This is a genomic window from Streptomyces fulvoviolaceus (assembly GCF_000718165.1).
In the GTDB taxonomy this organism is placed as follows: domain Bacteria; phylum Actinomycetota; class Actinomycetes; order Streptomycetales; family Streptomycetaceae; genus Streptomyces; species Streptomyces fulvoviolaceus.
The window spans coordinates 1-6,315 of the sequence record NZ_JOEY01000120.1 but is presented as its reverse complement, the minus strand read 5'-3'; the positions used below and the strand labels follow the sequence as shown (position 1 = coordinate 6,315).

At 72.1% G+C, this 6,315-nt stretch carries 5 protein-coding genes and 2 pseudogenes; 1 reads left to right on the top strand and 6 read right to left on the bottom strand.

The features are described 5' to 3' along the window. Positions 1–93: 93 nt before the first annotated feature. Positions 94–1,413 (top strand): annotated as a pseudogene (locus IG08_RS0152760) (ATP-binding protein); the annotation flags it as partial. Between the two features lie 95 nt (positions 1,414–1,508). On the opposite strand, the gene IG08_RS0152755 reads toward IG08_RS0152760, so the two are convergent. The 6 genes and pseudogenes from IG08_RS0152755 to IG08_RS58630 form a co-directional block, all read right to left on the bottom strand. Further along, on the bottom strand, positions 1,509–2,300 hold the full coding sequence (locus tag IG08_RS0152755; RefSeq protein ID WP_030621883.1) for an SDR family NAD(P)-dependent oxidoreductase: 792 nt from the start codon (positions 2,298–2,300) through the stop codon (positions 1,509–1,511). 64 nt (positions 2,301–2,364) lie between these two features. Further along, a complete protein-coding gene (gene pcaDC / locus IG08_RS0152750; protein WP_030621881.1) occupies positions 2,365–3,483 on the bottom strand; it encodes a bifunctional 3-oxoadipate enol-lactonase/4-carboxymuconolactone decarboxylase PcaDC in 1,119 nt (372 codons plus the stop codon). Next, a complete protein-coding gene (gene pcaB / locus IG08_RS0152745; RefSeq protein WP_030621879.1) occupies positions 3,480–4,811 on the bottom strand; it encodes a 3-carboxy-cis,cis-muconate cycloisomerase in 1,332 nt (443 codons plus the stop codon). The genes pcaDC and pcaB overlap by 4 nt, the downstream gene beginning before the upstream one ends. Continuing rightward, on the bottom strand, positions 4,808–5,413 hold the full coding sequence (gene pcaG / locus IG08_RS0152740; protein WP_030621877.1) for a protocatechuate 3,4-dioxygenase subunit alpha: 606 nt from the start codon (positions 5,411–5,413) through the stop codon (positions 4,808–4,810). The genes pcaB and pcaG overlap by 4 nt, the downstream gene beginning before the upstream one ends. A gap of 6 nt (positions 5,414–5,419) precedes the next feature. Continuing rightward, positions 5,420–6,193, bottom strand: coding sequence for a protocatechuate 3,4-dioxygenase subunit beta (gene pcaH / locus IG08_RS0152735; RefSeq protein WP_030621875.1), 774 nt, complete (start codon positions 6,191–6,193; stop codon positions 5,420–5,422). 23 nt (positions 6,194–6,216) lie between these two features. Then, positions 6,217–6,315 (bottom strand): annotated as a pseudogene (locus tag IG08_RS58630) (thiolase family protein); the annotation flags it as partial.

Below are 6,315 nucleotides of genomic sequence, written 5' to 3'. Positions count from 1 at the left end.
CGATCCCACTCCGCGTTCGTCAGGTCACCACGTCCCATGCAGCCAGCCTGACCCCAACACCCCACCCACGTAAGGGGATCCGAGAAACAGCGCCTAGGCTGCGCCACCCTCCTGACCGCCCCCGCCAAGACCATCGGCCACCTGCAGACCGCGCTCGCCATGCCGGGCCTCGACGGCTCCGCCCGGGTGGACGCCGTCTTCCGGCTCTCCCAGGCACTCCTCCACAACGACCAGCTGGAGGAGGCCGTCCGCACCGTCGAGGCGGAGGCCGCCCGGCACGAGGAGGGCCCCGCCAAACTGCGGCTGCAGGCCGTCCAGTACATGTGGGAGGGCATCTACGCAGGCGAGGCCACCTCGCCGGGACGCTCGGAGCGCCTCGCCGAACTCGCCCGCACCTGCACCGGCCGCGACAACTCCGAGCGCGCCCTGCTCATGCTGCGCGGCTTCGACGCGATGGCCCGCGGCGAGAGCGCCGAGGAGGTCGTCGAGCTGTGCGACCGTTCCCTGGTCAACGGCCGCCTCGCGCCCGGACTCGGCTGGACCGACACCGAGTGGGGCCTCGAACTGCTCCTGATGCTGGCCAACGCGTACGCCTACACGGACCGGCTGGACCGGGCCGACGCCCTGTACACCGAAGCCCTGCGCACCTACGAGTCCGCGGGCTGGAGCGGCGGGCACCTCGCGCTCGCCCATGCCTACGTCGGTGTCGGCCACCGCAGGCGCGGCCGGCTGCGGGAGGCGGAGACCTCCCTGCGCGAGTCGCTGCGCCTCGCCGAACGCGTCGGGCGCGGCCTGCCCCTGTACTGGTCGGCGACCTGCAACCTGGTCGACACGCTGCTCGCCCGCGGCCATGTCGACGAGGCCTGGGCGATCGCCGAGCAGTACGAGTTCGCTCCGCCGTACCCGTCCACCATCGTGTTGCCCGATCCGCGCTCCGTGCGGGGACGGCTCCTGCTCGCGGTCGGCCGCACCAAGGACGGCATCAACGAACTGGATGCCGCGGAGAAGGCGGCGGCGGTTCGTGGGCATCACAACCCGGTGCTGGTGCCGTGGGGTGTCGATCTCGCCCGTGCGCTTGCCGTCGAGGATCCGGTGCGGGCCGCTCAGCTTGCGACCGATGTCCGTCGGCATGCCGAGCGGCTCGGCACGGATACGGCTATCGGCGAGGCCCTGCGGTGTGCTGCCGCCCTGGAGACGGGGCAGCGGGCGGTCAGGTTGGCCGCCCAGGCCGTGGCCTACCTGGAAGCCTCGCCCTGCCAGTACGAACACGCGGCGGCGCGGGTCGAGTACGGGATTGCCGCGCGGTCGGTGGCCGAGCTCAACCGGGGCCTGGCGCTTGCTCGTTCGTGTGGTGCGGATGGGTTGGTGGCGCAGGCGCGAGAGGTGCTGGAGACGGGGCGGGGGCTGCGCTGAGCGCCCCAAAGGGGCGCGGGACCGTGCCGATATGCGGCTCCGCCGCGTGGGCGCGACCAGCCGCGACGCACCCGCAGACGAACGGCGCACTCGGCCTACGTGGTGAGCAGCTGATCGGTCACCGCGGCCAGCCGCTTGTGTAGCTCCGGGTCGTACGTCCCCTCGTGCGCCCGCGCCGGGCTCGTGCCGTCGAAGTAGCCGCCCGTGCCCAACTCCCGTGTGGCCAGCGCCAGTACGCCCGGTGCGCCGTCGGCGACCGTGCTCCAGGGGGCGACTCCGCCCTCGCGCACCATCGCCGTGTCCATGAAGGTCGCCGGGTGGAGGACGTTCACCGCGACCCCCGTGCCCGCCAACTCCTCGGCGAGGGCGAAGGTGTGGGCCGCGAGGGCGAACTTGCTGCGGCAGTACGCGGGGAAGCCGCCGTAGCCGTGGGTGAACTCCGGGTCGTCGAACGCGAGGGGTTCCTGGCCGACCGAACCGACGTTCACGATCCGGGACGGTGCGTTCGCCTTCAGCGTCGGCAGCAGTGCGTGAGTCAGGGCGACCGGTGCCAAGTAGTTGACCGCAAGGCGTAGTTCGTGGCCGTCCGCGCTCACCTCTCGGCCCGAGCCGGGCGAACCGGCGCCCACACCCGCGTTGTTGATCAGGACGTCGAGTTCGGGGTGGGCCTCGGCGACCTTCGCGCCCAGATCGCGGACCTGGGACAGGGAGGCCAGGTCGGCGACGAACCCCTCGGCGTCGCCCTCGGCCCGCAGCTCCTCGACGAGACTCTCGGTACGGCCGGGGTCGCGGCCGTGTGCGAGGACGACATGGCCGGAACGGACCAGCTCGAAGGCGACGTAACGGCCGAGACCCGAGGTGGCGCCGGTGATCAGAATCGTGGACATGCCCCCACCGTAGGCACGCGGTGGGGGCATGTGCGAGGTGCTCTTGAAGCTACTACCGGCAGGGTCACCCTTCTTCTTCCGCGAGGACGCGCTGAGCGGCGGCGAACGCCGAGTTCGCCGCCGGCACCCCGCAGTACACGGCCGTCTGCAGGAGTACGGCGCCGATCTCCTCCGGCGTGAGTCCGTTGCGCCGGGCCGCCCGCACGTGCATGGCCAGCTCGTCGTAGTGGCCGTGCGCGACCAGGGCCGTCAGCGTGATCATGCTGCGCTCGCGGCGGCTGAGCGTCGGATCGGTCCAGATCTCGCCCCACGCGTAGCGCGAGATGAAGTCCTGGAAGCGCGCCGTGAACGGCGTCTGCCGGGCCTGCGCCCGGTCCACGTGCGCGTCGCCGAGCACCTCGCGCCGCACCTCCATGCCGCGCTTGGCACCCCCGTCGAAATAGGCCCGCAGAGCCGTCAGGACAGCCTCCGGGCACTGCGCGGGCGCCAGATGGGCGGCCCCCGGAATCTCGACCAGCGTGGCCCCCGGCACCGCGTCGGCGATCTCCCGCAGGTGCGCCGGCGGAGTCGCCACGTCCTCCCGGCCGGCGATCAGCAGGGTCGGCACGGAGATCTCCGCCAGCCGGTCCCGCACGTCGAACGCGGCCAGCGCGTCACAGCAGGCGGCGTAGGCCTCGGGGTCGGCGTCCGCCTGGTCCTGGACCAGCTCGGGCACGGTGAACCCGGGCGTGAACCAGCGGGCGTCCGCGCTCTCGACGAGCGAGCCCAGCCCCTCGCTCCGCACCAGCGCCGCTCGCTCCTCCCACGCCTTCGAGCCGTTGAAGTGGGCCGAGGAACAGATGACGGCGAGGGACGACACCCGCTCGGGGTGGTGCAGGGCCAGCTGCAGCCCGACCGCACCGCCGAGCGACACCCCGGCGTACGCGAACCGTTCGATGCCGAGCGAGTCGGCGAGCGCCAGCACCAGGTCGGCGAGGTCACCGATGGTGGCACCGGAACCGATCAGGTCGGCAGCCGAACCGCCGTGCCCCGGCAGGTCCCAGCGAACCACCCGGTGGGTGATGGACAGTTCGGGCGCCACCTTGTCCCACAGGGCGTACGACGTCCCGAGCGACGGCCCGAGCAGCAGCGGGGGAGCGGAAGCGGGCCCCTCGGCACGGTGGTTGAGGAGGTTCTCGGTCAACGTCGCTCCAGAGCACGGTCGGTGAGGGCTCCCGCGGAGCCGGTGTAACGGGCGGGGTCGGTGAGCTCGTCTAGGTCGACGTCCTTCAACTCCGGTTCCTCGGCGAGGAGTTCGGCCAGCGAACGGCCCTCGGAGTACGTGCGCCCGGCAAGGTCCGTCAGCAGTGCCTTGGCGCGCGCACGCCCGAGCAGCGGAGCCAGCTCGGCGGACAACCGCTCCGACACGATCAACCCGTGGGTGAGATCGAGGTGTTCACGCATGGCGTCCGCGTGCACCCGCAGCCCCTCGGTGAGTTCGGCGGCATCCCGGGCGGCCCCGCCGACCAGTCGCAGCAGATCCCTGAGCGGCTCCCACTCGGCATGCCAGGCCCCGGCCGGCCGCTCGTCCTCGGCGGCCAGCGACCCGTACAGGGTGGCCGCCAGCTGTGGCGCCCGTCGCGCCGCGGCGGCGATCAGCGTGGACCGTACGGGATTCGCCTTGTGCGGCATGGCGGACGAGCCGCCGCCGCTGCCCTCCGCGACCTCGGCGATCTCGGTACGACCGAGGACGAGCACATCCGCCGCGATCTTGCCCAGCGCTCCGGCCGTGAAAGCCAGGCAGCCGGCGAGATCGGCGATCGGTGTGCGGAGAGCGTGCCAGGGGAGGAGCGGCGCGTCGAGGCCGAGTTCACGGGCGAAGGCCGCGGTGAGGGCCACGGTGTCCCGGGTGCCGTACGCGGTGAAAGCCGCCAACGTCCCGGCGGCACCGCCGAGTTGGACGGGCAGATCATCCCGTACCTCGATGACTCGGTCCCGTGCGTCGAGCACCAGCGACCGCCACCCGGTCGCCTTCAGACCGAAGGTCGTCGGTACGGCGTGCTGGGTGAGCGTCCGTCCCGGCATCACGGTGTCACGGTGCTCCGCGGCGAGCCGGGCCAGCGCCCGCTCGGTGCGGCCGAGGTCGTCGAGGATCGGGTCCAGCGTGCGCACGGCGACCAGCATCGTCGCCGTGTCCATGATGTCCTGGCTGGTCGCACCTCGGTGGACATGGGGGCCGTACTCCTCGCCGACCGCCTTCGTGAGGTCGGCGACCAGGGGGATGACCGGGTTCCCACCCGCCCGGGCACGCGCCGCCAGCGACCGTACGTCGAAACGGCTCGCGTCCGCCGCCTGTGTCACCGCCGTCGCCGCCTCGGCCGGGGCGAGCCCCAGAGCGGCCTGGGCCCGGGTCAGTGCGGCCTCCGCGTCCAGCAGTGCCTGGAGGTAGGCGCGGTCGCTGGTCGCGGAGGCGGCGGGGGAGCCTGCCCACCCGGGGGCGAGCAGGCCGGTGTCCGATTCTTCGGATGTCACTGGAACTCCAGGAAGACCGTTTCGCCTTCGCCCTGAAGGCGGATGTCGAAACGGTAGGTCCCCTTGCCGTCGTCGGTGGCGATCAGCGTGTCGCGGCGCGCCTCGTCCACCTGTGACAGCAGTGGGTCCGCGGCGAGCGCCGCCTCGTCGCCCGGGAGGTAGATCCGGGTGTACAGGTGCACCAGCAGACCGCGCGCGAAGATGCACACGCTGATGTACGGCGCGCTCTGCCCGCGCGCGCCCGGCCGCAGCGTCCGCGCGGACCAGTGGCCGTTGGCGTCGGTCTGGATGCGACCCCACCCGGTGAACTCCACGCCGTTGCGGCCCAGGAAGCCGCCGCTCGCCGGGTCGCGCCGCATCGAGCCGTCGACCGTCGGCACATTGCCGTCCGGGTCCGCGCTCCACAGCTCCACGAACGCGTCCGGCAGCGGGTTGCCCTCGCCGTCGTACACGTAACCCTGCAGGGCGATCGTGTCCGGGTGGCCGACCGGGGCGATGTCGCCGCCGCCGGGGAACGGCAGGGCGTGGCCGTAGAAGGGGCCGACCGTGTGCGACGGGGTCGGGAGCACCGTCTCCGGACGGCTCGTGTCGATCTTCGTCATGGCAGGTCAGCGCCCTTCTTCGATCCAGGTGGCGTTCGGGCCGTCGAGCACGATGTCCCAGTGGTAGCCCATGGAGAACTCCGGCACCGACAGGCTGTGGTCGTACGTCGCGACCAGCCGCTGGCGGGCCGCGTCGTCCGTCACCGACTGGATGATCGGGTCGTACGGGAACAGCGGGTCGCTCGGGAAGTACATCTGGGTCACGAGGCGCTGTGTGAAGGCCGTACCGAAGAGCGAGAAGTGGATGTGGGCCGGCCGCCAGGCGTTGACGTGCTGGCGCCAGGGGTACGGGCCCGGCTGGATGGTGGTGAACTCGTAGAACCCGCTGTCGTCCGTCAGCGTGCGGCCGACGCCCGTGAAGTTCGGGTCCAGCGGCGCGTCGTGCTGCTCGCGCTGGTGGGCGTAGCGGCCCGCCGAGTTGGACTGCCAGATCTCGACCAGCTGGCCGCGCAGCGGGCGGCCGCCCCGGTCGAGCAGTCGGCCGGAGACCGTGATGCGCTCGCCGATCGGCTCGCCGTTGTGCTGCCGGGTGAGGTCGTTGTCGATCTCGGTGATGTCCCGCTCGCCGAAGGCGGGGGAGTGCAGCTCCACCAGCTCCGGGTCCTTGGTCACGTCGATGGTGATCGGCGGCTGCTGGGGGTGCCGCAGGACGGAGGAGCGGTACGGCGCGTAGTCGCGGCGCGGCTGGTGCTCGACGGGGGCGCCGTCGGCGACACGCTTCTCGTAGGCGGCGTGCTCGGCCGCGATCTCCTGGTCGATGTCGTGCTGCGTGAGAGTCATGAGGGTTCCTCGGGGGTTCCTGACTAGCGTTCGAGGACGAGGGCGAGGCCTTGGCCGACGCCGATGCAGAGGGTGGCGACGCCGATTCCGCTGCCGTGGCGGGCGAGTTGGTGGGCGACGGT

Excerpts from the sequence above, each read along its gene's own strand:
- pcaH (WP_030621875.1), bottom strand. The coding sequence starts at position 6,193 with ATGACTCTCACGCAGCACGACATCGACCAGGAGATCGCGGCCGAGCAC.
- pcaG (WP_030621877.1), bottom strand. The coding sequence starts at position 5,413 with ATGACGAAGATCGACACGAGCCGTCCGGAGACGGTGCTCCCGACCCCG.
- IG08_RS0152755 (WP_030621883.1), bottom strand. The coding sequence starts at position 2,300 with ATGTCCACGATTCTGATCACCGGCGCCACCTCGGGTCTCGGCCGTTAC.